The sequence below is a fragment of the Oxalicibacterium flavum genome, from assembly GCF_014635065.1.
GTDB classification, from domain to species: domain Bacteria; phylum Pseudomonadota; class Gammaproteobacteria; order Burkholderiales; family Burkholderiaceae_D; genus Oxalicibacterium; species Oxalicibacterium flavum.
The window spans coordinates 128,354-151,119 of the sequence record NZ_BMCG01000001.1 but is presented as its reverse complement, the minus strand read 5'-3'; the positions used below and the strand labels follow the sequence as shown (position 1 = coordinate 151,119).

The window sequence follows — 22,766 nt, the reverse complement described above, 5'->3', positions numbered from 1 at the left end:
TCAGATCCTTGGTGAAAGCCCGTCCGCCAGCGACAGCCGGTAGGCGCGCCAGCCCGGCAGCAGGCTCGCCAGCCAGCCGGTCGCCAGCAGGGCAGCCGCCATTATCGCCTGCAGTGCGGTCGGCTGCAGCACGTGCAGCGTCAGGCCGTAGGTCGCCTGCAGCCACGGTCCCAGCAGCAGGCCGCCGGCGACCAGCGCCAGCGCGCCGAGCAGCACGCCGCCGGCCGCGATCAGGAATCCCTCCCACGCCAGCAGCATGACGATGTGGCGCGGCGTGGCGCCGATGGCGCGCAGCACGGCCAATTCGCGCCGCCGCTCGTTGAGGCCGGCCAGGATCACGGACACCAGGCCGCCGATGCTGACCAGGCTGGTCAGCACTGCCATCAACAGCATGCCGCGCTCGCCGGTACCGATCACTTCCCACAGCTCGTCGAGCGCGACGCCCGGCAGGATCGCCATCAGCGGTTCCTGGGAAAAGCGGTTGACTGCGCGCTGCACCGAAAACACGGCAGCGCGATTTTCCAGGCCGACCAGCGCCGCCGTCACGTTGCGCGGCACGAGTTGCATCTGGCGCGCTTTCTCGGCATCGACGCCCATGTTGGGCACCGGCAGGCCGCCGAGCCAGTCGATGTGCAGCGCTTCCATCGCTTCCAGGCTGATGTGCACGGTGCGGTCCACCGGCGTGCCGGTACGCGCCAGTACGCCGCTGATGGTGAACGGCTTGTCCGCATGCTCGGTCAGGTTCAGCTCGCCGCTGCCGTGCGCGAGCGTGATGCGGTCGCCGGGCCGGTAGCCGAGGCGCTGCGCGACGTCGGCGCCGATGACGGCATCGAACAGATCGTCGAACGGCTTGCCCTGCGCGATCTTCAAGGCCTGGCGTTCGCCGTGGCGGAAATGCTCGAAGTAGGCGGACGAGGTGCCGAGCACCGGAAAGCCACGATGCGAATCGCCCAGCGACAGCGGGATCACCCATGCCACGCCGCGCTGGCGTTCGATCTCCTGCACGCTGCTCCAGCGGATGTTGTTGGTGGCGGCGCCAACGTGGAACACCGAGTACAGCAGCAGCTGGACCGAGCCGGTGCGCGCGCCGACCACCAGGTCCGCGCCCGAGACGGCCGAGGTGAAGCTGTCGCGCAGATCGGTGCGTATGCGCTCCACGCCGAGCAGCATGAAGGACGACAGGGCAATCGCGCAGATCGTCAGCGCGAGCGTGAAGCGGCGGTTCCACGCGCTCTGCCAGGCCAGGGAAAGCAGGAAGGTTTTCAAGGGGCGGCGTGCAAGAAAGAGAGAAGGTTCATGGAAGATCGCGGCGCGACGGCGCTCATGCCTGCGCGGTATCCGCGGCCGGCACGTATGCGTGATTGAGCTCCGGCAGGCTTGCGTTGCGGTCGAAGCGGCTGGCGATGCGCTGGTCGTGACTGACCAGGATCAGCGCGCTGTCGGCGGCGTGGCAGGCCTGCTGCAGCAGATCGAGAAAACTGTTCTGCCGGCCTTCGTCGAGCGCCGAGGTCGGTTCGTCCGCGATCACCAGCGCGGGTTTGCCGATCAGCGCGCGTGCCGCGGCCACGCGCTGCTGCTGGCCGACCGATAATTCACGCGCGGCGCGCTGCCACATTGGCTCCGGCAGGCCCATGCCGCGCAGCCAGCGTCCGGCATCGTGACGGATATCGCCGCTGTCGCGTTCCGCATGCGCGCGGCGCAGCTTGGAAAACCGGCATGGCAGCAGCACGTTGTCGAGCACGCTCAGGTAAGGCAACAGGTTGAACTGCTGGAAGATGTAACCCACATGGTCTGCGCGGTGACGGTCGCGTGCGGCTTCACCCAGGGCTTTCCAGTCCTTGCCGCAGACCGTGACGCTGCCCGAGCTTGCCGTCAGCACACCCGCCATCAGCGACAGCAGCGTGCTCTTGCCGCAGCCGCTGGGGCCGTGCAGGAACAGCGACTCGCCGGCATCGATCTGCAGCGTGGCGATGTCGAGCAGGGGTTCGGCCTGCCTGCTCCATGCGAAGCGGACCTGATCGAGACGGACGATGGCGCCGGACATGGCTCAACGTCCCCAGCGCAGCCGCGTGGACTTCGGATCGAGCACGCGTTTGAACTGGCCGCTCGGCGACGCGATCTGCGCATGGACCGTGCGGATGTTGGGGAAGCGTTCGAACAGCTTCACGTCGATGAACTTCGCCAGTTCCGGCTTCTCGCACGCAAAGACGATGGAGGCGTCGAGGTCGGCGTGGCCGTCCTGCGCACCGTGGTCATGTGCATCGTCATGGTCATGCGCATGACGATGTGCCGCTTTCTTGCCCTTGTCCGATGGCGCGGCAGGCGCCAGGATGTCCGAATGCAACTCGACGGTCTGCAGTGTGCAGCGCGCGGCAGGGTCCGGCAGCCACAATGCATCGGCCGCCTTCAGCGCCGCGCGTGCTTCCTCGACCTTCTTCTTTTCTTCCGCCGTGCGCGGCGCATGCTCGAAGCCGAGCAGGTTGTCGAGCGGCGACTCCACCGCAATCGCAATCGTGCCTGCATCGATCGCCACGTCCATGGTCAGCTGTCCGTGGGTATGCGTATGCTGCTCGTGCGCGCCGGCGAAGGAAGCGGAAAACAGCAGTGCCATGGAAAGGGACAGGCGGCGCAAGGAAGGAGAGAAGAAATCTGCGTTCATCGTTGGTCCGTTGGTATGGGGAAGAAACCGCCGGCGCGGGCCATGCATGCGCCGGATGGCACAGGACTCGCGGGCGATCCGGCAGCGTCGATCCTTGCGAGGTATCCGATCCGCATGTGCGTGCCGAGTTCCGTGCAAATCCGGCATGCATTCCGCCGGCGCGGACCATTATCTTATACCGTAATCGCAACTTTGTTGCATATTGAGATTGTATTGCCGCCGCATGGAGGGCGTGGATGGCGGCGGCGCCGTCGCATGCCTCGACGGTCATGCGACGGGCCGATGCCGGCGTCCAGGAAAGTGCGCCGCCCGGCGTAGGATGACGAGGCCGGGCGGACGTGGGACCTACAGTTCCAGCGTGACGGAAACGCGTGCGCGCGAAACGCACGGCATCATGCGGTCCTGCCGCGCCGAGATGCCGAGCACGGCGTCGCGATGAATGACCTGGCCGTCGCTGTAGCCGCATTCGCAGGAGCCGCATACGCCCAGATGGCAGGACGAGGCAATGTTGTAGCCATGCGTCTGCAGCGCGTCGAGTGCCGACTGGTCGGCGGCCACGCGGATGGTTTCGCCGGTGGAGGCGATGCGGATGTCGAACGGTTCGGGCTTGAAGTTCTCGTCGAGCGTGGCGGCAAAGACTTCGAAGTGGATCTGTTCTTCGGGCCACGATGCCGTCGCCTCGCGCACTGCGTCAACCAGCCGGCCGGGACCGCAGCAGTAGATGTGCTTGCCGGCGATCGGCGGGCCGAGTTCGGCGGCACTGAAGCGGCAGCCTTCCTCGCTGCTCCAGAGTCGCAGTTCATCCGGGTTGCAGAGCTGGCGCAAGGTGGAAAGCAGCGGCGCTTCCGCTGCAGATCGCACGCAGTATTCGAGCGAGAAGGGCGTACCGGTCCGCCGTGCCGTCATGACCATGGAAGCAAACGGCGTGATGCCGATGCCGCCGGCGATGAAGATGTGTCGCTCGGCGTTGTCCGCCAGCGGGAAGTTGTTGCGCGGTGCCGAGACGTGCAGCACGGTGCCGACAGCCACGTTCTCGTGCAGCCAGCGCGAGCCGCCGCGTCCCTGGTCTTCGCGACGCACCGCGATGCGGTAGCTGGTGTTGTCGCCCGGATCGCCGCACAGCGAGTATTGGCGCACCTTGCCGTCCGGCAGGCGCACATCGACGTGCGCGCCCGGTGTCTGTGGCGGCAGCGTGGGGCGCATCGGGTGGCGCAGCGTATAGATGCGGGTGCCGGGCGTGTCGATGGTCACGTCGGCCACGACGAGTTTCATGATGATGCGTGCAGTCATTTCTTGAAGCCTTTATGCGTGTTGCCTATGCGTCGTCCAGCGGTTCGACGGCGTCGCCGGGACGGATGATGCCGCCGCTCTCGATCCAGCAGTTCAGGCCGGAGCGGTTGTAGAGCGGCAGGTAGAGCGGCATGCCGAGCAGTTCCTCGAGGTATTTGCACGGGAAGTTGAGCCGTCCGCCACGCAGGACGACTTCGCCCACGCGAAAGCGCTTGCCGACCAGGTGGTTGAGCGGCACGCCCTGCACGGTCAGGTTGCGCCGGTGGTCGGCCGGCGTCAGCACGATGGCTTCCTTCTGCAGCGGCGGATCGTTGCGCGCCAGGGCGTCGAGCACGTCGATGTCGAACAGCGTGACCTCGCGCACGTCGGGCTTGGGCGAATAGGTGCCGGTACCGTTGTAGTAGCGGTCGCCGACGATGCCCTTGCCGGCGATCAGTTCCGCCTGCTGCAATTCCTCCATCTCGTACGATGCCGAAGGCGCAATGTGGATGTGCAGCAGTTTTCCTCCGGACCACTGGATCATGATGCGACTCCGTCGGCGCAGGTCAGGGCGATGGCCTCGACTTCAACCAGCACGTCGCGCGGCAGGCGCGCCACTTCGATGGTGGAGCGCGCCGGCGGCTCGCCCGGAAAGTAGCTTGCGTAGATGCCGTTCATGACCGGAAAGTCCTTCATGTCCTTGAGGAATACCGTGGTCTTCAGCACGCTGCCCATGCTGGCGCCGGCAGCCGCCAGCACGGCTGCCACGTTGGCAAGCGACTGGTGCGTCTGCGCCTCGATGCCGGCCGGCACTTCGCCGGTGGCGGGATCGATCGGCAGCTGGCCGGAGCAGAAGGCCAGGCCAAGCGCCTGCGTGCCTTGGGCATAGGGGCCGACCGCCGGTGGTGCGGACTGGGTGGAGATGGTTTTCTTGATGCTCATGTTCTTTCCTGAAGGTCGGGTGAAAAAAGAGGAAGGGGACAGGGCCGCTCCGTGCGTGACGGCACGGCCCCTCTGGATCATTTGAGAAGCGCCTCGTGTTTGGTTTCGCGCGCGAAGAAGGCGGCGAACAGCGTGATCGATGCCAGCAGGATCAGCATGATGGACACACCCGCGGTGCCGCCCAGGTAGCCGGCCAGCGCGGTCGCGATGATCGGGCTCAGGCCGCCGCCGATGGCTGCCGCCACCTGGAAGCCGAAGGAGGCGCCGCTGTAGCGCACATTGGCGCCGAACAGTTCGGGGAAGTAGGTCGCTTCCGGTGCGAACATCAGGCCGTGGCCCATGCTCATGGCGAACACGATGGTCAGGATCACCGCTTCGGCGGTGCGCATTTCCATGATCCAGAACAGCGGAAAGGCGAATGCGATCGTGAACAGCGCGCCGATGAAGTAGAGCGGGCGGCGGCCGATCACGTCGGACAGGAAGCCGAACAGCGGAATCGTGACGATCTCGACGATGGCAGCGATCAGGATCGCGTCGAGGATCAGCGTCTTCGGCAGCCCCAGCGTGCCGGTCGCGTAGACCACCATGAAGACGGTCAGCATATAGACCCACGACACTTCCGAAATCTTGAGGCCGATGGCCACGAAGAAGGTGCGTGGATGCTTGAGGATGACGTCAATCACCGGACTCTTGACGATCTCGCGGCGCGCCTTCATGTCCTCGAACACGGGCGATTCATGCACGTTCTTGCGGATGAACATGCCAACCACGATCAGTACCGCGCTGATCAGGAACGGCACGCGCCAACCCCAGCTCATGATGTCCTCTTCCGGCATCTTGGAAACGAACGAGAACACCAGCGTCGCGATCACCAGGCCCAGAGGAAAGCCGACCTGCACCAGGCTGCCGTAGAAGCCGCGGCGATTCCTGGGCGAATGTTCGAGCACCATCACCGCCGCGCCACCCCATTCGCCGCCGAGGCCGATGCCCTGCACAAAGCGCAGTGTCACCAGCAGGATGGGTGCCCAGATGCCGATCTGCTCGTAGGTCGGCAGCAGGCCGATCAGGAAGGTGCCGAGGCCCATCATGGCCAGCGTGATCATCAGGATCGACTTGCGTCCGATGCGGTCGCCGTAATGGCCGAAGATCGCGCCGCCCAGCGGACGCGCCAGAAAGCCCACGGCATAGCTGCCGAGCGCCGCCAGCGTGCCCAGCAGCGGATCGACGCTGGGGAAGAAGAGCTTGTTGAAGACCAAGGCAGCGGCCATTCCGTAAATCAGAAAGTCATACCATTCGATGATGGTGCCGATGGCGCTGGCGAATACCACGGATCGAATGCCCTTTTTTTCCGTCTTGCTGTCCGCGACGGTCGCGGTTGCGCTGAATGTCATGCTCATTTCCTTGAAAGCTGGTGAAGGAGGAGGAAGTCGAGCCGACATGCAATATGATCATATCAGGAAACTTTTGGTAATTACGTTGAACTCGCCAAACATGGCAAAATCACGTATAACCGCTATATTTGCATGGAAACTACGTCATATCGGTCGGCATGCTCGTTGATGCATGTTTCGTGCCATGAAACAAAATGTTGAAAAGTTTCATAGACAGAGGTTTTGCTGAAAGGAAGAAAAATGCTGTTTGGCGTGCTGATTTACGAAGACGTGGAGCCCATCGATCTGGCGACGGTAGGCGTGCTGTCGATGGCCAGAAGGATCCGGCCGGAGATCGCGATCTGCACCATCGCGCCGCAACGCGGTCCGGTACGGTTGTCGAACGGACTGGTGGTGCAGGCCGATTACGGACTCGACGATGCACCGCAAACGGACGCGCTGATCGTTACCGGTGGTCCCGGATGGTGCAGGCAGGCGGAAAACGAAGCGCTCCTGGCCTTCTTGCGTGCGCGTGCCGCGCATGGCGTGCTGGCCTCGGTATGCACGGGTGGTATGATTCTCGCTGCCAGCGGTGTGCTGGACGGCAAGTCGGCCACGACCAAGCGCGAGGTGGTTGATCCCGAGTATCCGCCCATTCGAATCCTGCGCGAGCGCTACGCGGAGATCGATGTGCGCGAGGGCGTCCTGGTGGACAACGGGGCGGTGGTGACGGGCGGCGGCGTCTCGCTGTGCATCGACACCACGCTGTTCCTGCTCGAGAAGCTGTTCGACGCCGAGACGGCGGCAGAGACCGCGCGCATCATGGAATACGCCGTCGCGCGCGACGCCAACCGGCGCGCATTTCCCCCAATCATTTCAGATGGACAGAATGGCAGGCAAGAAAGCAGATAAGAAGGAAGACGCCGCGACGGCCATCGAGCTGCATCTCGGAAAGCGCATCTCCAAGCTGCGCGCGGCGCGCGGATTCACGCAGGACCAGCTTGCCGCCACCACCGGCTTCACCAAGGGCTATCTGTCCAAGATAGAGAATTCCAAGGTCATCCCGCCCATCGGCACACTCGTCAAGATCGCGCAGGTGCTCGATACCGACGTTGCCGACCTGCTGGAACCGGAAGCGGCCGAAGACCTGTCCGCCGTCTGCGTGGTGCGCTCATGGCAGCGCGAATCGGTGATCCGCGGCGGATCATCGTTCGGCTACGACTACACGGCGCTGGCGCACAAGCGCCATCACAAGCAGATGGAACCCTTCATCATGATCTTCCCGTCGCAGGTGGACCGCGACGTGCGCTTCGAGCACGACGGCGAGGAATTCATGTTCATCCTCGATGGCGAAGTGGAGTTCGAGGCCGTCATCGACGGCCGCAACAAGACCTGGGTGCTGTCGCCCGGCGACAGCGTCTATTTCGATTCGCGCACCCCGCACCGCGGCCGCAGCCTCGAGGGCGAATCGCGCGCGCTGGTCGTCATCTATCGTTCGCGGACCACGGCCATTCCCTGATCGGCATGCAGGTGAAGAGCGGGACATGCCCGCAGTGACGGCGGCAATTTCGCCCGCCTGAACGGTATCGGTTCAGGCGGAATTTCCTGCGGGGACTGTAATGCGCGTCATGCCGCCGTGTTCAGTCAAGTATCGGTATTGTCACCCATGCACACGGATTGTCACGTAGTGTCACGCCGTATTCGGCGCACTTCCTCTCGGCGAGAAAATCGCTCGCGTCACAACATTTTCGGCAATTGCCGTTCTCGAGCGTCTGCACGTTTCACCATGCAGCCGGGTAACGGGACGAGGGCATTTTGTCGCGATCGAACCGATAAAGAGGAAAGTCCCCATGCGCACCAATCTGCCCGTCACCCAGCGTGAATTCGAATTTCCGCAGGATGCGACCCTGATGTCCACCACGGACACGCAGAGCCACATTACCTATACCAACGCGGCCTTCATGCAGGCCAGCGGCTTCGATGCCGAAGACCTGGAAGGCCAGCCCCACAACCTCGTGCGCCACCCCGACATGCCGCGCGAAGCCTTTGCCGACATGTGGGCAACGCTCAAGGAAGGCAAGTCGTGGTCGGCGCTCGTCAAGAACCGCCGCAAGAATGGCGACCATTATTGGGTGCGCGCCAATGCCACGCCCGTGGTGCGCAACGGCCAGTTGACCGGCTACATGTCGGTGCGCACGCGGCCGGCGCGCGAGGAAGTCGCGCAAGCGGAAACGCTCTACCGCAAATTCCGCGAGGGCCGAGCCAAGGGCCTGCGCTTCCATCAGGGGCTGATCGTGCGCAGCGGCTGGCGGCGCTGGATGTCCACGCTGCAAACCATGAGCACCGCCTGGCGGTTGCGTTGCGGCGTCTACGGACTGGGCGCGCTGGTGGTCGGCGGAGCATGGGCGCTGGGTCTGGAAGGAGCGATGCTGGCCGGGTTCGCTGGCTGGACACTCTTCTGCACCATCGTCGCGCAGTTGTGGCTGCGGCATCAGATCACGCGGCCCATCGCCTACGTGCTGCGTCAGGCGCAGAACGTCGCGGCCGGCCAGCCTGCGGAGAGCGAGATGCTGAATCGCGTGGACGACATCGGCATGCTGCTGCGCAGCGTGAATCAGGCCGGGCTGAACCTGCGTTCGCTGGTCGACGACGTGAGCGAACAGACTTCCGGCGTATGGCTGGCGAGCACCGAGATCGCGCAGGGCAATCGCGACCTGAATGCGCGCACCGAGCAATCGACCGGTCGGCTGCAGCAAACGGCCTCGGCGATGGAGCAGATGACGTCCAGCATCTCGCACAACGCCGACGCCGCCCGCGAAGCGACCGGTCTGGCGGGCGCGGCGACGGCCGCCGCCTTCCGTGGCGCTTCGGTGATCAACGACGTGGTCAATACCATGTCCGACATTTCCGCTGCCAGCAAGAAGATCGGCGACATCATCGGCGTTATCGATTCCATCGCCTTCCAGATCAATATTCTGGCGCTGAATGCCGCAGTCGAGGCCGCGCGCGCCGGCGAGCAGGGCCGGGGCTTTGCGGTGGTGGCGGGAGAAGTCCGCAATCTGGCGCAGCGATGCGCGCAGGCCGCGCAGGAGGTAAAGGGACTGATCGGCGCCAGCATGGAGAAGGTCGAGGTTGGCGGCGAACTCGTGCAGCGCGGCGGCGAAGCCATGACCGATATCCGCGAGCAGGTCGAGCGCGTGGCCAAGCTGATCAACGAAATCAGCTCGGCAACCGAAGAGCAGGCGGCGGGTATTCAGGACGTGAACCAGGCGATCGGCCAGCTCGACAGCATGACGCAGCAGAACGCTGCGTTGGCGGAACAGTCGCAGACCGCTGCCGACAGTCTGCAGCACAAGACGGAACGGTTGTCGCAGGCGGTGGCGGTGTTCAAGCAGCAGCGTTCTGCCGACGAAAATGCCTTCCGGCAGGAGCGTGCTCCGAGTCGAGGCCTGATCGGCGGCGAAAGCGCGCGTCCGCGACTGCCGCAGTTCAGCCGTGCGTGACCGGATGGCGCGATCCGGTGGCGGTGGATGCCCGGCATCGAGCGCCACGCTCGCGCACAAGGGCACGCAAGGGGAGCCTAGCGTGCCGTCATGCGAATTTTCAGGTTGGTGTAAGCCGCCAGTCCTTCGGCGCCGTGCTCGAGGCCCAAGCCCGACAGCTTGTGTCCGCCGAAGGGAAAATCCACGCCGTGGACATAGACCTCGTTGATCCAGACCGTGCCGGCTTCGAGGCGATCGGCCAGGGTCTGGGCCAATGCCGTGTCGCGGCTCCAGATCGAAGCGCCGAGACCGTAGCCGGTGTCGTTGGCGCGCCGCACCACGTCGTCGATATCGCGGTAGCGCAAGATGGGAAGGATGGGGCCGAACGCTTCCTCGGTGACCACGCGGCTGTCGTCGGGCGGATTGTCGACGAGCGTGACCGGCACGAAGTAGCCTTGCCGATCGGGCGCGGGATGCGCGCCGCCGTGCGCGATGCGCAAGCCCTGCCGGTTGCAATCGTCGAGCAGGTCCAGCACCTTGGCGTACTGCCGGGCATTTTGCAGCGGTCCGAGCAGGTTGGCCGGGTCCATGCCGTCGCCCATCGGTATGCTGCGTGCATAGGCGATCAGCGCGTCGCGCAGTTGCGGGTAGATGTCGTCGTGCACGTAGAGCCGCTTGATGCCGACGCACCATTGGCCGGAATTGCCGAAGGCGCCCCAGAACAATGGCGGAACGCAGGCGTCGAGATCGGCGTCGGGCAGCACGATGGCGGGGTCGTTGCCGCCCAGTTCCAGCGTCACGCGCTTGAGATGCGCGGCGGCGCCGGCCATGACCTTGCGGCCGGTGGCGCTCGAACCGGTGAAACTGATCTTGGCGATGCCCGGATGGTCCACCATCCATTGGCCCAGCATGTCGTCTCCGGTCAGCACCGTGAACACGCCGGGCGGCAGGACATCCTCGGCCAGCTCGGCCAGGCGCAGCGCGGTCAGTGGCGTGTACGGCGACGGTTTGAGAATGACGGTATTGCCCGTGATCAGGGCCGGCGCGAGTTTCCAGATGGCCAGGCACAGCGGGAAGTTCCAGGGCACGATCAGGCCGACCACGCCCAGCGGAACATAGGATTGTTCGACATGATGATGCGGTTTGTCTTCGAGGACCTTGGCGTTCAGGCGTTGCCTGGCGATTCCCCTGAGCCAGTCCACGGCGTAATCGACTTCGCCGATCGCCGCCGAATGGCGCGGTTTGCCCTGTTCCAGGGTCATGAGTTCGGCCAGTTCTTCGCGCGCCTGCGCCATGCGATCGGCGAGGGCTTCGATGCGGGACTGGCGTTCCGCCCACGGAAGGGCGCGCCACTGCGCGAAGGCGTCCTGCGCCGCCGCGACAGCGCCTTCCAGATGTTCCGGCGCGGCGTGCGGGACGCTGGTGAACGCCGTGCCGAAGGCCGGATTGACGACCGGCAGAGACCGCGTCGTGCGAATGCGCGCATTGCCGATGCGCAGGGTGGAAAAACGGTCTTCGGGAAAAGGGCGATGGGTTTGCACGGTACTCTTTCTGCGTCGGTTATTCTGTTGCTGCAAGGGAAAATTCTATCCCGGAACGCCGGGCATTTTTCATTTTCCGTCGTTCCCGCACAGGATGAGGCGGGAGCGACGACGCTGAATCGATGCCGGTTATCCGTAACGCGCGTGCGCAACCGCGCTCGCGTGAACGTGGTTGCTGCACCGCTTCATTTACAGGTAAAAAAGGAACACGACATGTCAGGCAACGGGGCCTCGGAAAAGATAAGAGTATTGCTGGTCGGTCTCGCATGCGCCCCGTGGCCCGCGCTGCGACAACTGCTCGGCAGTGAGCGTTTCCTGTTCTCGGAAGTGCTGTCGCTGGCCGCGATGCCCGATGCTGTGGGTGCTCTGGATGTCGTCCTGACCGATTCCGCCTGGCTGGCACGGCAACCGCTCGCGGCGCGGCATGCCTTTTCCCGGTGTGTCGCCCATGCGGCTGCGGTGGTGATGCTGGGAGATGCCGATACGCAGGACGAACCGCTGCCATGCGGTCGCGTCCTGCGGGCACCGGCGGAAGACATGGCATTGGCGCAATTGCTGGCGGCGATAGGCGACGACCTGCTTGGCCGGCCGTTGCCGGTGGCACTCGTCGCCAGTCCGCCGGAGGCAGTGGCGGCGCGTACGCGGGAAGTGGAAGCCGCGCGCTGCACGCCGCTGATCCTGAATGCAGGCGAGCTGTCGCATCTGCGGCAAGCGGCCGACTGTGCGGCATTGATCGTTGAGATCGCGCCGCGCGATGCGGACCTCGTCGCCGCGGCGCGCAAGGCAGCCGTCCGCCTGCGATTGCCGCTGTTCTTCCTGGCATCGGCCGAGTCCAGGCAAGCGTCGTCGGAAACGGGCGTGGACGACGAGTTCTGGCTGGACAGCCCGGCCGCCGCCGGCCAGCTTGCGGCGTTGCTGCGTCCCATCGTGCGCGCGGCGCGTGCACGCAGGCGGTGCGAGGAACTGCATAGTCGGCAACTGGAGATGCAGCGCCAGAAAATGGATACGCTGCATGGCGCAGCCGACCAGCACGCCATCATCAGCATGACAGACACGGCCGGCCGCATCATCTATGCCAACGACAGGTTTTGCGCATTGAGCGGATACGGCCGCGAAGAACTGCTCGGAGCGACCCACGGTAAGCTCAGGTCAGGCCGCCATTCCGACGAGTTCTATACCGATCTGTGGCGCACCATCACGCATGGCGGAACATGGCGCGGCGAGTTCTGCAACCGCAAGAAGAACGGCGAACTCTACTGGGTCAGCGCGACCATCATGCCGGTCGTGGACGAGGCCGGAAAGCCGCTTCGCTACGTTTCTATCCGCACCGATATCACATTGCTCAAGCAGACGCAGGACGAACTGTTCCTCAGCAGGCAGAAGGCAAGGGATGATGCGCGGCAGGTCCGCGGCGTCTTCGACAAGCTGCCGGCCGGTATTTTCTGGAAAGACCGCGAACTGCGCTATCAGGGCGCCAATCGGCGCTTCCTCAACGATTTCGGCATCGGGAGCCTGACGCAGCTCGAGGGCAGGGAAGACGCCGAACTGCTTGCGCCGGAGATCGCCGCGATCTACCGCGAACCCAGCCGCGCGGTGCTGGAAAGCGGCCGCCCGCTGCCGCCGTTCGAGGCGCGCGTGGAACTGTCGCGCGGCGAGTGCTGGCTGCGGATCGGAATCATGCCTCAGCTCGATGCCGAAGGCCGGGTCGTCGGCATCGTTGGCGCGCATCTGGATATCACGGACCTCAAGGCCATCGAACTCGAATTGCAGGAGAGCACGCAACGCTACAAGTTCTTCGTCGATAACGTCGAGGAGGGGATCGTGGTGTGCGACCGGGGCATCATCGTCGACGCCAGCGACCGCTGGTTCGAACTGTTCCGCTGCCGGCGCGAAGATGCCGTCGGTCGGCCGGTGATGTCTTTCACTGCCGCCAGCGTGGTGCCGATGGCATTGCAACTGATCGAGTCGAAATGGGCAGAGCCGTATGAGTCGATGATGCTGCGTCACGACGGCACGACTTTCCCGGCCATTGTGCGCGGACGCAATCTGCTGTTCGGCGGCCGCGAACTGCGCCTGACGACGGTGCTCGATATTTCGCGTCAGAAGGAGATCGAACTCGCCGTGCAGGCCGCGAAGCAGGAAGCCGAACGCGCCAATCGGGCGAAAACCGAATTCCTGTCGAGCATGAGCCATGAATTGCGCACGCCGATGAATGCCATCTTCGGCTTTGCCCAGATACTCGAATTCGACGAAAGGCTGAACGCGGACCAGCAGGATAGCGTGCAGGAAATCCTCAAGGCGGGACGCCATCTGCTGGGATTGATCAACGGGGTGCTCGACCTCTCCAAGATCGAGTCCGGCCACATGAGCCTGTCCATCGAAACCGTTCTGCTGGACCAGGTGATCGACGAATGCGATCACCTGCTGCGGCCGCTGGCGAGCGAGCGCCAGATCTCCCTGCACATGCCGACCGCTCCGATGGCAGCGGTGCTGGCCGACAGGGTGCGGCTCAAGCAGGTCCTGCTCAACCTGCTGTCTAATGCCATCAAGTACAACCGTCAGCAGGGCGAGGTCAGGCTGACGGTGGAGGCGGATGGCCCGCGCTTCCGCATTGCGGTCGCCGATACGGGCAATGGCATCGCGCCCGAGAATCTGGCACGGTTGTTCCAGCCCTTCAACCGCCTGGGTGAGGAACACGGCAAGATCGAAGGCACCGGCATCGGCCTGGTGATTTCGCGTCGCCTGATCGAGGCGATGGGCGGAACGATCGCCGTCGACAGCACGCCCGGCACGGGAAGCCGTTTCTGGATCGAGCTGCCGCAGGCGGAGCCGGAAATGGCAGGACTTCAGGAACAGGTACTGCGGCACGGAGCGAAAAGCGAGGGATACGATCAGGAACAAATCCTCTATATCGATGACAATCCCGTCAATCTGAAACTCGTCACGCAGATGCTCGGCAAGCTGCGCAACACCCTGCTGGTGACGGCGCACACGCCTGAACTGGGTATCGAATTGGCGCGCAGCCGCAAGCCGAGTTTGATCCTGCTCGACATCAACATGCCGGGCATGGACGGCTACGAAGTGCTGCAGGTACTCAAGGCCGACCTTCGACTGCGGCATGTGCCGGTCATTGCCGTCTCGGCCAATGCCATGCCGAAGGACATCGAGCGCGGCATCGCGGCCGGCTTTGCCGATTATCTGACCAAGCCGATCGACGTTGGCCGTTTTCTGGAAAGCATCGACACACACCGTCTCCAAGGAGCATCCACATGACGACGCACGACGATTCGACGATCATGATCGTCGACGACGAGCCGGCCAACCTCAAGTTGCTGGACAAGATACTGGACGGTCAGGGTTACACCCGGCGCATCTGTCTCGACGACCCGCGTCAGGTTCTGCCAGAGTATGCGCGCCTGCGCCCCGACCTGATCCTGCTCGACCTCAACATGCCGCACCTCGACGGCTACCAGATCATGGAACAGTTGCGCGCGCTCGGCGATCCGCTGCTGCCGCCTATCCTGGTCCTGACGGCCGAGTACGGACACGGCAGCCTGCTCAAGGCGCTCGCCCTGGGCGCGCGCGACTATCTGAGCAAGCCTTTCGAGCGCACAGAATTGTTGATGCGCGTGCGCAATCTGCTCGATGGCCGCCGCGCGCATCGCATCACCCACGAACAGAATGTCGTCCTCGAGGAGATGGTCCGCCGTCGCACCGAGGAAGTGGTCGCGACCCGCCTGCAGATCATCCAGCGCCTGGGCCGGGCCGCCGAATACCGGGACAACGAAACCGGCCTGCACGTCCTGCGCATGGCGCATACGGCCGCGCTGCTTGCCGAGCGATTGGGCTGGGACGCGGCCGATGTCGAGCTGATGCTGCACGCCAGTCCGATGCACGACATCGGCAAGATCGGCATCCCCGATGCCATCCTGCTCAAGCCGGGAAAACTGGACGACGAGGAGTGGCGGATCATGAAAGGACACGTGGCAATCGGCGCCGAACTTCTGGCCGGCGACGATTTTCCCTTGTTGCGCCTGGCGCGGGAAATCGCCTTGCACCACCACGAGAAATGGGACGGCAGCGGTTATCCGTCCGGCCTGGCCGGCGCCGACATCCCGCAATCGGCCAGGATCGCCACAGTGGCGGACGTGTTCGATGCGCTGATTTCGGTGCGTCCCTACAAGCCGGCATGGAGCATCGAACAGGCCGTCTCGTTCATGCGGCAGCAATCGGGAAAACACTTCGATCCGGAGATCGTCGATGTGTTCCTGTCCAGCCTGGACGACATCCTGCGCATCGCAGAGCGCTACCGGGAACCGGACGGGTTGAAGGCCGCCTAGGCGCGGTTGCGCAAGGTCACTTCCGCCGCCAGAAGATAGCCGCCACCCCGCACGGTGAGAATCAGCCGCGGCGGCTTGGCAGTGTCGCGCAGACGCTGGCGCAGGCGATATACGGCGGTATCGACGCCGCGCTCCTGCGGCATCATCTCGCGTCCGCGCGTGGCATTGCCGATGGTGTCGCGGTCGAGAACCTGCTGTGGATGATCGAGGAAGAGTTTCAACAGGGTGAAATCGGTGCCGGTCAGAATCACTTCCTCGCCGTCGAGGTGAACCAGACGGCGGCTCACCGTATCGAGCTGCCATTCGTCGAAGGCCAGCACCTGACCGCCGATAGCCGTCGATTTCGGACTGATGCTCGTGCGGCGCAGAAGCGCATTGATGCGCGCCAGCAGTTCGCGCAGGCTGAACGGCTTGCACAGGTAGTCGTCGGCGCCGAGTTCGAGTCCCAGGACGCGGTTCACTTCCTCGACCCGGCCGGTCAGCATGATGATGGGGATCTGAAGAAAATCCGGGTGTTCGTGCATCCACTGGCAGAGCTTGAATCCGCTTTCGTCGGGAAGCGTGACGTCCAGAATCACCAAGTCCGCTCCCGTTTCTTCCAGGATTCGACGGAAATCGCTGCCGTTGACGGCGGCCCGGACCAGGAAGCCGACATTGCTCAGATAAGTCTGCAGCAGTTTGCGGGCCTGCGGATCGTCATCGACGATTAATATGGATTTCCCGGCATGCATTACAAGCGCTCCCGACACGTCTTGTTGTGGAACAGATCAATCGTTTTTATATATGGATGGTGCACATCGCCGTCGCGAACCGCTGCGAATCCTCGCCGGAAGACAGGCGCCTGACGAACTGCGGCAGCGAACCGATGCGGGGCAGCATGTTCGCTGGCTAAGGGACATGGCGGGGAAGTGACAGCTTGTCGGACGGTAGCGGTAGTTTACCGCATCTCCTGGTGCAATGGCTTGCCATCCGGCAAGCCTGCGTGACGATAAGCAACAGTGTGCCTGCCCGGCAACACGGTGCTTGTGGCGGGCGCAGCTATCGGGTCATGGGGGCGTGCGCAGGAAGCGCGGCGTTGCGTATCGACGGCCAGGGCCGGCCGCCGACGCACGATCAGGACGATGGGCGATGCACGTCCGGCATCGGGCGGGAAGTCAGGGCGTGGCTTCGTGTCCGTCGTCCGCGATCCGGGACGAAACGCGTTCCTGCGTTTCGAGCACGGTCGATGTTTCCGCCTGCAGCAATTTTTCGATGTCGATCAGAATCAGCATGCGTTCGTCGATCATGCCGAGCCCGCAGATGAAATCGGTATGCGGGCCGAAGGACAGCTCGGGCACGGGCTTGATGTTCGCCGGCGGCAGCGTCAGCACGTCGGATACGCCATCGACGACCATGCCGGTCTTGGCATCGCCAAGTTCCACGATGATGACGACCGTGGCGGAGGCGTAATCCACCAGTGTCTGGCGCAGCTTGATGCGCAAATCGACGATGGGCACGATGGCGCCGCGCAGATTGATGACGCCCAGCACATGTTTGGGCGCATTGGCGACCTTCGTGACCGTTTCGTAGCCACGGATTTCCTGCACCTTCAGAATGTCGATGCCATATTCTTCGCGGCCGATCCTGAACGACAGAAACTCCCCGCCTGCCTCAATACCCATTGCTGGACTTGTGCTCATACGTGCTTTCCTGGTTATGCGGTCATGGCGTACCAACCCTTGGCGTTTGAATGTCACAAGGCCGGTTCCACGTTCCTGATTGCTTGTTTCCGGGGCAGGAACGAAGTGCGTTCCTCATCGATTGCCACGTGCAGCTGGATGCCCGGATGCGTATCCACGGGCATGTGGCGGGCCTTATGCTATCCGCACCGACGGCAGTATTTGGAGGCGTGAAATACTATGTGACAATCCGTGTTCCTCGGTGACAATTGCCGGGCGTGGCAGTCGAAAGTCATCTTTTCGATCGAAGCCGGAATGCTCAGGATTCCGCCGGATTTTCTGCCGCAATGGATGGGAAATCGCATTTCCCATGGAAATCCTGGCCACCTCTTGCAGGTGGTTTTTATGTCAGGGCTTCGCGAGAGGGAAGGGTGTTTCTGGATGTTGATGGCAGGCACAAGCTTTTCAGTGCGTAGTATCCGTACATAAATGTACGTTTACGTTACTATTTATCTCAATGGCAATACATGAGATAGAAAATGGCACGAAAAAAGATAGTAATCGTAGGGGGTGGCGTCGCTGGATTGGGGCTGGCCAGTGCGTTAGGCCGTCAAGGGAAATACAACAAGAAAAATCCTCTAGACATTACCGTTCTAGATAGAGACTCGGCGCATGTCTGGAAACCGATGCTGCACACCATCGCAGCAGGAACCAGTGATATTTCTCAGCAGCAGACGACCTATGTTGCTCATGCCCGCGACTGCGGCTTCTCCTATCAACCTGGAGAATTGAACGGTGTCGAACGGCAGCTAAAACAGGTGTTTGTCAAAGAATTGAACGCGCCAGATGGACGCCGGCTTGTTCCTGAGAGGACTATTGCGTACGACACTCTCGTATTGGCGCTAGGTAGCGAGGCAAATGACTTCGGAACGCCAGGTGTCAAAGAACATTGCTACATGATTGATTCGCGGATACAGGCGGATGCTTTCAATCGAGAAGTACGTCTGAGAATGTTTCAGTGTCTTGGACTCGATCAGCAGTTGTCGATTGCTATCGTCGGTGGCGGCGCGACAGGCGTTGAGTTGGCTGCCGAACTGGTCCGCCTGACCGAGATTGCAGAAAGCTACGGTGCTCAAGGCTTGGGAAGCAAAATCAGCATTACCTTGATTCAAAGCGGGCCGCGATTACTGGATGCCTTTCCTCCGGCCATTTCCGAAGCAGTGCAACAAAAGCTGGAATTGTTACGTGTCAAAGTCCTTACCAACACACGCGTGACGGCAGCTGACGAACACGGTTTGAGCATTCAGGGTGGCGAACGCATTGCCGCGACCATGCTTGTATGGGCAGCTGGTGTCAAAGCGCCTCAAGTGCTTTCCGAAATTGATGGATTGGCGTGCACCAGAAATAATCAGTTGATTATCAATCCTCATCTCCAAACCATAGGCGACCCTTCCATTTATGCAATCGGAGACTGCGCATCGTTGACGTTAGGCGACGCGGTGCGTCCGCTGCCGCCCACGGCGCAGGTGGCGCATCAGCAGGCGACCTACTTGATTCATAACTTGCCCAGGATGCTCGATGGCAAGCGTGTATCTGAATTCAGGTATCGCAATCTTGGCGCACTCGTTTCCCTTGGCGAATATGATGCCTATGCGTCGCTCGGACAGTTTGGTTTGTTCAAGGATGGATACATTCGCGGGAAGTTGGCGCAGCTAAGTCACGCTATGCTCTATCGCAGTCATCAATCAAATTTGCATGGCTTCTGGCGTGGAAGTGCGCTGTGGACGGTTGACCAACTTAACAAGCTGGTCAGACCCTCAATACGTCTCGACTAAGACATGAAGCGCATAGACGGAATAAACAATCGCGAGGCGCTGTTGCGCGCTGCTGAGCGCTTGTTCGCCGAAAAAGGTTTTCATATCCCGCTAGAAGAGATTGCTGAGGCTGCCAATGTCAGTCGAACCACGCTGTATCGGAATTTTAAAGATCGGCAAGCGCTTGGCATCGCCATCTACGAAAGTCAGCTGGACGACTTCGAAATCTTCGTGGAAAACGTCAGCGAAGAACCGGATGGCCTGTTCCTGGTATTGGAGGAAATGGCGATCGCTCATTGCCATAACGCCGGGATGGCGGACGTCTTGAGCAACGATAGTTCTCTGCATCCGCAATTGATGGACATGAGAATGCGCGTTAATAAATTAATGGAACCGCTTCTACAGCGTGCCAAGGAAAGCAATCTGGTAAGAGAAGAAATTACAGCTCACGACCTCGATTGCCTGCTGGATGTCATTGTCAGCGTGACGAAAAGAGAAACTTTTGAAGAGCGTAAAACTGCGGTGCTCCGAATGCTGCAGTTATTCAAAACGGGTATTGAAACAAGGTCGCAATGAAATCTTCTGCTTACAGATGTTCTCTTTGCCAGGCCGTCCTGATGACCAAACGATTTAACTCACACTTTGAAACTTCAATGGATGCTCCATACACATCATTTTGATGTGACAGAAAGTGTTCGCGGTGCTTTGTGCAGTCGACCCGGTTGGCGGGGACTGAAATCCATCAAGGCTCGCGGACTCTGGCAAGAGAAAATGCATATACATACGACCTTCGCCGATGCGGAGTACCAAGCCCCGTGATTATTTCTGGTTCGGCGCAAAGGGAGAGCCAAAGTTGGATGGCTCAGGTCTTTGCGGATATACCGAAACGCCAAACGTATTTCCCATCCGATGACTGGTCGACGCACGGTTGAATAAGCCAAGCTGATTGGACGGTTTGCCGACGATCGCTTCAGATGAAAGCTGTCGTTGTCCGGGGGAATCGTTCGACGGCGTAGATGGTTGAAGCCTGTGGGTCAGGCAAGCATAGGAGGGAGTCCTGACACCATTTACTTCGACCTCCATGCAAGAGTCTTCAACGTCAGGGGCGAGCTCATCGGCGAACGACGAACATGTAACGATTGAGGCTATCAATACCATCAATGGTTTACGCATTTAATCCTCCAAATGGTTCGTCGTGCACTTCACTATATTGGTTTGTGCCTTTTTTTCCAATAGGACCGACGTCGTTCCTGTCTCTTGTACATCGCAATTCTCGATGTCACATACGCGTCATATTTGTTCTCTAGCATCCGCCTCAACACAACTTGTGGACCTCCAAAGACGCTGACCCGACGTCTTGATACATGAATGAGACGATCGAGAAAGCCGGTTATTTCGCCCTCTGGAATAGTCAGTTTCTTCATCCTTGCATTGTGGATGGCGTATTCGTGCGCCCATGCAAATGCTCCTGCAGAGGCAATGGTGTTTAATCTGCCTGAACAAGCATTGAATACGGCTTTGTCGAGTTTCAGCGAAAAAACCGGATACTCCATCCTTGTCGATGAGAAAGTCATGGAAGACCGGCGCGCTCATCCCGTACATGGCAAGTTTGCTCCACGAGAGGCGCTTGAAAAGCTGCTGACGGGAACAGGATTGACAGTCAGATATTCCACCGAATATGCCTTTTCCCTGACCATGCAAAATGAAGACGCCATGCGAAGTGCAGGTAGAACCCAAGCGGCATGGAATCAGTACCAAGAATTATTTCAATCAGAGCTTACGGCTTATCTCTGCAAGGTTCAGCCGGAACGGTTTGGGCGATATCGTGTGTTGTTCCAGATGTGGCTGGATAAAGACGGCGGCGTGGAGAAGGTGGAATTTGTGGAATCCGCTACAGCTTCACGGCCTGATGTCGATTTGTCGATACTGCTCGCGCAGTTCTCGGCAGGTATGCCGCCCCCGGTAGATATGCCTCAGCCGTTGACTATTCTGTTAGTCCCTCGTCACGAACCTTTGATGGATTGCCCTCATCGGTTCGGAAGAAGGAAGTAGCTGATGAGCGAATCGCTAAAAAATGTATTACGCGAGCTGCTTTTGCAAAAATACAGCTACTTCAAAAGACACTTGCACATGCGACTTGGGTCGGAAGATCTTGCTAACGACGTTCTGCAGGAAACTTATCTGAAAGTGGAGAGCATGTCTGCTCCATCGGCAATCGAATATCCTTCAGCGTACTTGTACCGGATGGCGTTGAACATTGCGGAAGATCAGCGCAAAACACACGCGAGACTGTTGAGCGTGGCGGAAATCGAAGATCTTTACGAGATGGTCGATGAACTTGCCGGACCGGAACGCGCCCACGAGGCTAAAGCAGAACTTGCCGCGCTTGAGCGTGCGCTTGCCGAGCTACCCAAGCGGCGACGCGCGATCGTGATGGCGGCGCGGGTGGATGATCTGCCGCATCAGAAAATTGCAGAAAGGTTCGGCATTTCGGTCAGAACCGTGGAGAAGGAGTTACGCGCCGGCCTGGAGCATTGCTGCGCTCGTCTGGGAAGAGATTTTGTGCAGCGCTTCGGTCCCGGGGCAGGAAAACAGTCTATAAAAAAGAATGATTGATCATCAGAAAAAAGACGCCGACATGAAACTTCAGCAAGAAGCACGGGCTTGGGTCATACGTTTGGATTCCGGCGCGGTAACGGAAGAAGATGCGCGTGCCTTTACGGCTTGGTGCAGGCAAAGCCGGGATCATGCACGCGTCTTCTCGCAGGCAAGGGCCATTTGGACAGCAATGGAGCCGGCGGCCCGAGGTGTTTTGAGTCAGGAAGTTGCTCATCGCCATTCATACGGACAGCGCAGCGAAACGAGATCTGGACGCCGTGCATTTCTCGGTAGCGCGGTGGCGGCATCTGTCGCATATCTTGCAATAAGACCGCCGCTCGACTTGTGGCCTTCGGTGAGCGAGTTAACGGAAAATCTTGCAGCGGATTATCGGACCGGTACCGGCGAACAGCGTAGCGTATTTGTAGCCGGAGGCTTGAACGTGGAAATGAATACGCAAACCCGGATCAATGTTAACGATGTCGCTCCTGAGATTGCCGCGGTGCGGTTACTCAACGGCGAAGCCGAATTCGACGCAGACAGGCTGACGGTAGAAAAAGTGGTAGTGCAGGCGTCGTCCGGTGCTGTCTACGCCCGTCATGCTCGATTCCAGATACGCTACACCGATCGCGATGTCTGCGTTACCTGTACCCGCGGAAGTGTGGAAGTCAGGCTCGGAGCACTCGGCACAGCAATCTACGCTGGGCAGCAACTCACCTTCAACGACAATATGCTGGGCACGCCAGCGCTGGCGGATACGTCTTCCGTTACCGCGTGGAAGAGACGCATGTTGATCTTCAGTCAGGCTTCCCTTGCAGAGGTGGTCCAGGAGGTCAATCGATATCGGAGCGGGAAACTGATTCTGCGAGGAGAACGCCTTGCCAAACAGAAGGTGCAGGCAAGTTTTTCCTTGGATCGTCTGGAAGATGTTGTCGCATTGATCCGTGATGTGTATGGCGCACGTACCACATCCCTGCCTGGCGGAATCGTGATCTTCCAGCAGGCGTGAGCTGATACAAACTGGATGACTCTCCGTTTATGACAATTTGATGACTTGCTGCAGTCGTCATCGTTCCTTGTCGTCATAGCCTGC

Annotated in this window: 20 protein-coding genes; 10 read left to right on the top strand and 10 right to left on the bottom strand. The window is 61.0% G+C overall.

Translation table 11 applies throughout. The features are described from left to right. The 7 genes from IEV38_RS00640 to IEV38_RS00610 all read right to left on the bottom strand — a co-directional run bounded on the left by IEV38_RS00640 (position 1) and on the right by IEV38_RS00610 (position 6,261). Positions 1–1,266 carry an ABC transporter permease gene (locus IEV38_RS00640; RefSeq protein WP_188394245.1) on the bottom strand — a complete coding sequence of 422 codons (1,266 nt, stop codon included), beginning with the start codon at positions 1,264–1,266 and terminating at the stop codon, positions 1–3. Positions 1,267–1,321: 55 nt separating this feature from the next. Beyond that, complete coding sequence (locus IEV38_RS00635) at positions 1,322–2,044, bottom strand: ABC transporter ATP-binding protein (protein WP_188394244.1); 723 nt, start codon at positions 2,042–2,044, stop codon at positions 1,322–1,324. Between the two features lie 3 nt (positions 2,045–2,047). Then, entirely contained in the window at positions 2,048–2,659 is a 612-nt protein-coding gene (locus IEV38_RS00630; RefSeq protein WP_188394243.1) for a DUF2796 domain-containing protein, read from the bottom strand. A 345-nt stretch (positions 2,660–3,004) separates the two neighbouring features. Next, complete coding sequence (locus IEV38_RS00625) at positions 3,005–3,949, bottom strand: PDR/VanB family oxidoreductase (protein ID WP_188394242.1); 945 nt, start codon at positions 3,947–3,949, stop codon at positions 3,005–3,007. Positions 3,950–3,974: 25 nt separating this feature from the next. Further along, the gene (locus IEV38_RS00620; RefSeq protein ID WP_188394241.1) at positions 3,975–4,472 is read right to left on the bottom strand and encodes an MOSC domain-containing protein; all 498 of its coding nucleotides are present in this window, start codon (positions 4,470–4,472) and stop codon (positions 3,975–3,977) included. Next, positions 4,469–4,870, bottom strand: coding sequence for a Rid family detoxifying hydrolase (locus tag IEV38_RS00615; RefSeq protein WP_308633497.1), 402 nt, complete (start codon positions 4,868–4,870; stop codon positions 4,469–4,471). Before IEV38_RS00615 ends, IEV38_RS00620 begins: the two co-directional genes overlap by 4 nt. 77 nt (positions 4,871–4,947) lie before the next feature. Then, positions 4,948–6,261 (bottom strand): MFS transporter, encoded by a 1,314-nt coding sequence (locus IEV38_RS00610; protein WP_229728480.1) that lies wholly within the window; start codon positions 6,259–6,261, stop codon positions 4,948–4,950. 240 nt (positions 6,262–6,501) lie between these two features. Between IEV38_RS00610 and IEV38_RS00605 the strand changes: the two genes are divergently transcribed. The 3 genes from IEV38_RS00605 (at position 6,502) to IEV38_RS00595 (ending at position 9,743) form a co-directional block, all read left to right on the top strand. Then, on the top strand, positions 6,502–7,152 hold the full coding sequence (locus IEV38_RS00605; RefSeq protein ID WP_188394239.1) for a DJ-1/PfpI family protein: 651 nt from the start codon (positions 6,502–6,504) through the stop codon (positions 7,150–7,152). Continuing rightward, positions 7,130–7,759 carry a helix-turn-helix domain-containing protein gene (locus IEV38_RS00600; RefSeq protein WP_188394238.1) on the top strand — a complete coding sequence of 210 codons (630 nt, stop codon included), beginning with the start codon at positions 7,130–7,132 and terminating at the stop codon, positions 7,757–7,759. The genes IEV38_RS00605 and IEV38_RS00600 overlap by 23 nt, the downstream gene beginning before the upstream one ends. A 331-nt stretch (positions 7,760–8,090) precedes the next feature. Continuing rightward, positions 8,091–9,743 carry a methyl-accepting chemotaxis protein gene (locus tag IEV38_RS00595; RefSeq protein ID WP_188394237.1) on the top strand — a complete coding sequence of 551 codons (1,653 nt, stop codon included), beginning with the start codon at positions 8,091–8,093 and terminating at the stop codon, positions 9,741–9,743. Between the two features lie 77 nt (positions 9,744–9,820). On the opposite strand, the gene IEV38_RS00590 is transcribed toward IEV38_RS00595, so the two are convergent. Then, positions 9,821–11,263 carry an aldehyde dehydrogenase family protein gene (locus IEV38_RS00590; protein WP_188394236.1) on the bottom strand — a complete coding sequence of 481 codons (1,443 nt, stop codon included), beginning with the start codon at positions 11,261–11,263 and terminating at the stop codon, positions 9,821–9,823. Positions 11,264–11,476: 213 nt separating this feature from the next. Here IEV38_RS00590 and IEV38_RS00585 point away from each other — a divergent pair, with 213 nt between their 5' ends. Both IEV38_RS00585 and IEV38_RS00580 read left to right on the top strand, forming a co-directional pair. Beyond that, entirely contained in the window at positions 11,477–14,536 is a 3,060-nt protein-coding gene (locus tag IEV38_RS00585) for a PAS domain S-box protein (RefSeq protein WP_188394235.1), read from the top strand. Continuing rightward, positions 14,533–15,603 (top strand): HD domain-containing phosphohydrolase, encoded by a 1,071-nt coding sequence (locus IEV38_RS00580; protein WP_188394234.1) that lies wholly within the window; start codon positions 14,533–14,535, stop codon positions 15,601–15,603. The genes IEV38_RS00585 and IEV38_RS00580 overlap by 4 nt, the downstream gene beginning before the upstream one ends. Here IEV38_RS00580 and IEV38_RS00575 read toward each other — a convergent pair. Together IEV38_RS00575 and IEV38_RS00570 are read right to left on the bottom strand one after the other, a co-directional pair. After that, complete coding sequence (locus tag IEV38_RS00575; protein ID WP_188394233.1) at positions 15,600–16,334, bottom strand: response regulator; 735 nt, start codon at positions 16,332–16,334, stop codon at positions 15,600–15,602. The genes IEV38_RS00580 and IEV38_RS00575 overlap by 4 nt on opposite strands. 423 nt (positions 16,335–16,757) lie before the next feature. Beyond that, a complete protein-coding gene (locus IEV38_RS00570) occupies positions 16,758–17,282 on the bottom strand; it encodes a chemotaxis protein CheW (protein WP_188394232.1) in 525 nt (174 codons plus the stop codon). Positions 17,283–17,800: 518 nt separating this feature from the next. Between IEV38_RS00570 and IEV38_RS00565 the strand changes: the two genes are divergently transcribed. From IEV38_RS00565 to IEV38_RS00545, 5 genes are all read left to right on the top strand, one after another. Continuing rightward, positions 17,801–19,096, top strand: coding sequence for an NAD(P)/FAD-dependent oxidoreductase (locus IEV38_RS00565; RefSeq protein ID WP_188394231.1), 1,296 nt, complete (start codon positions 17,801–17,803; stop codon positions 19,094–19,096). A gap of 3 nt (positions 19,097–19,099) precedes the next feature. Further along, positions 19,100–19,651 carry a TetR/AcrR family transcriptional regulator gene (locus IEV38_RS00560; RefSeq protein ID WP_188394230.1) on the top strand — a complete coding sequence of 184 codons (552 nt, stop codon included), beginning with the start codon at positions 19,100–19,102 and terminating at the stop codon, positions 19,649–19,651. 792 nt (positions 19,652–20,443) lie between these two features. Continuing rightward, a complete protein-coding gene (locus IEV38_RS00555; RefSeq protein ID WP_188394229.1) occupies positions 20,444–21,127 on the top strand; it encodes an STN domain-containing protein in 684 nt (227 codons plus the stop codon). A gap of 3 nt (positions 21,128–21,130) precedes the next feature. Continuing rightward, positions 21,131–21,691, top strand: a complete 561-nt coding sequence (locus IEV38_RS00550) for an RNA polymerase sigma factor (protein ID WP_188394228.1) — start codon at positions 21,131–21,133, stop codon at positions 21,689–21,691. Then, complete coding sequence (locus tag IEV38_RS00545; protein WP_188394227.1) at positions 21,684–22,682, top strand: FecR family protein; 999 nt, start codon at positions 21,684–21,686, stop codon at positions 22,680–22,682. Before IEV38_RS00550 ends, IEV38_RS00545 begins: the two co-directional genes overlap by 8 nt. Positions 22,683–22,766: the final 84 nt, after the last annotated feature.

Excerpts from the sequence above, each read along its gene's own strand:
- IEV38_RS00635 (WP_188394244.1), bottom strand. The coding sequence starts at position 2,044 with ATGTCCGGCGCCATCGTCCGTCTCGATCAGGTCCGCTTCGCATGGAGC.
- IEV38_RS00630 (WP_188394243.1), bottom strand. The coding sequence starts at position 2,659 with ATGAACGCAGATTTCTTCTCTCCTTCCTTGCGCCGCCTGTCCCTTTCC.
- IEV38_RS00625 (WP_188394242.1), bottom strand. The coding sequence starts at position 3,949 with ATGACTGCACGCATCATCATGAAACTCGTCGTGGCCGACGTGACCATC.
- IEV38_RS00620 (WP_188394241.1), bottom strand. The coding sequence starts at position 4,472 with ATGATCCAGTGGTCCGGAGGAAAACTGCTGCACATCCACATTGCGCCT.
- IEV38_RS00615 (WP_308633497.1), bottom strand. The coding sequence starts at position 4,870 with ATGAGCATCAAGAAAACCATCTCCACCCAGTCCGCACCACCGGCGGTC.
- IEV38_RS00610 (WP_229728480.1), bottom strand. The coding sequence starts at position 6,261 with ATGACATTCAGCGCAACCGCGACCGTCGCGGACAGCAAGACGGAAAAA.
- IEV38_RS00605 (WP_188394239.1), top strand. The coding sequence starts at position 6,502 with ATGCTGTTTGGCGTGCTGATTTACGAAGACGTGGAGCCCATCGATCTG.
- IEV38_RS00600 (WP_188394238.1), top strand. The coding sequence starts at position 7,130 with ATGGCAGGCAAGAAAGCAGATAAGAAGGAAGACGCCGCGACGGCCATC.
- IEV38_RS00595 (WP_188394237.1), top strand. The coding sequence starts at position 8,091 with ATGCGCACCAATCTGCCCGTCACCCAGCGTGAATTCGAATTTCCGCAG.
- IEV38_RS00585 (WP_188394235.1), top strand. The coding sequence starts at position 11,477 with ATGTCAGGCAACGGGGCCTCGGAAAAGATAAGAGTATTGCTGGTCGGT.
- IEV38_RS00580 (WP_188394234.1), top strand. The coding sequence starts at position 14,533 with ATGACGACGCACGACGATTCGACGATCATGATCGTCGACGACGAGCCG.
- IEV38_RS00575 (WP_188394233.1), bottom strand. The coding sequence starts at position 16,334 with ATGCATGCCGGGAAATCCATATTAATCGTCGATGACGATCCGCAGGCC.
- IEV38_RS00570 (WP_188394232.1), bottom strand. The coding sequence starts at position 17,282 with ATGAGCACAAGTCCAGCAATGGGTATTGAGGCAGGCGGGGAGTTTCTG.
- IEV38_RS00565 (WP_188394231.1), top strand. The coding sequence starts at position 17,801 with ATGGCACGAAAAAAGATAGTAATCGTAGGGGGTGGCGTCGCTGGATTG.
- IEV38_RS00560 (WP_188394230.1), top strand. The coding sequence starts at position 19,100 with ATGAAGCGCATAGACGGAATAAACAATCGCGAGGCGCTGTTGCGCGCT.
- IEV38_RS00555 (WP_188394229.1), top strand. The coding sequence starts at position 20,444 with ATGAGACGATCGAGAAAGCCGGTTATTTCGCCCTCTGGAATAGTCAGT.
- IEV38_RS00550 (WP_188394228.1), top strand. The coding sequence starts at position 21,131 with ATGAGCGAATCGCTAAAAAATGTATTACGCGAGCTGCTTTTGCAAAAA.
- IEV38_RS00545 (WP_188394227.1), top strand. The coding sequence starts at position 21,684 with ATGATTGATCATCAGAAAAAAGACGCCGACATGAAACTTCAGCAAGAA.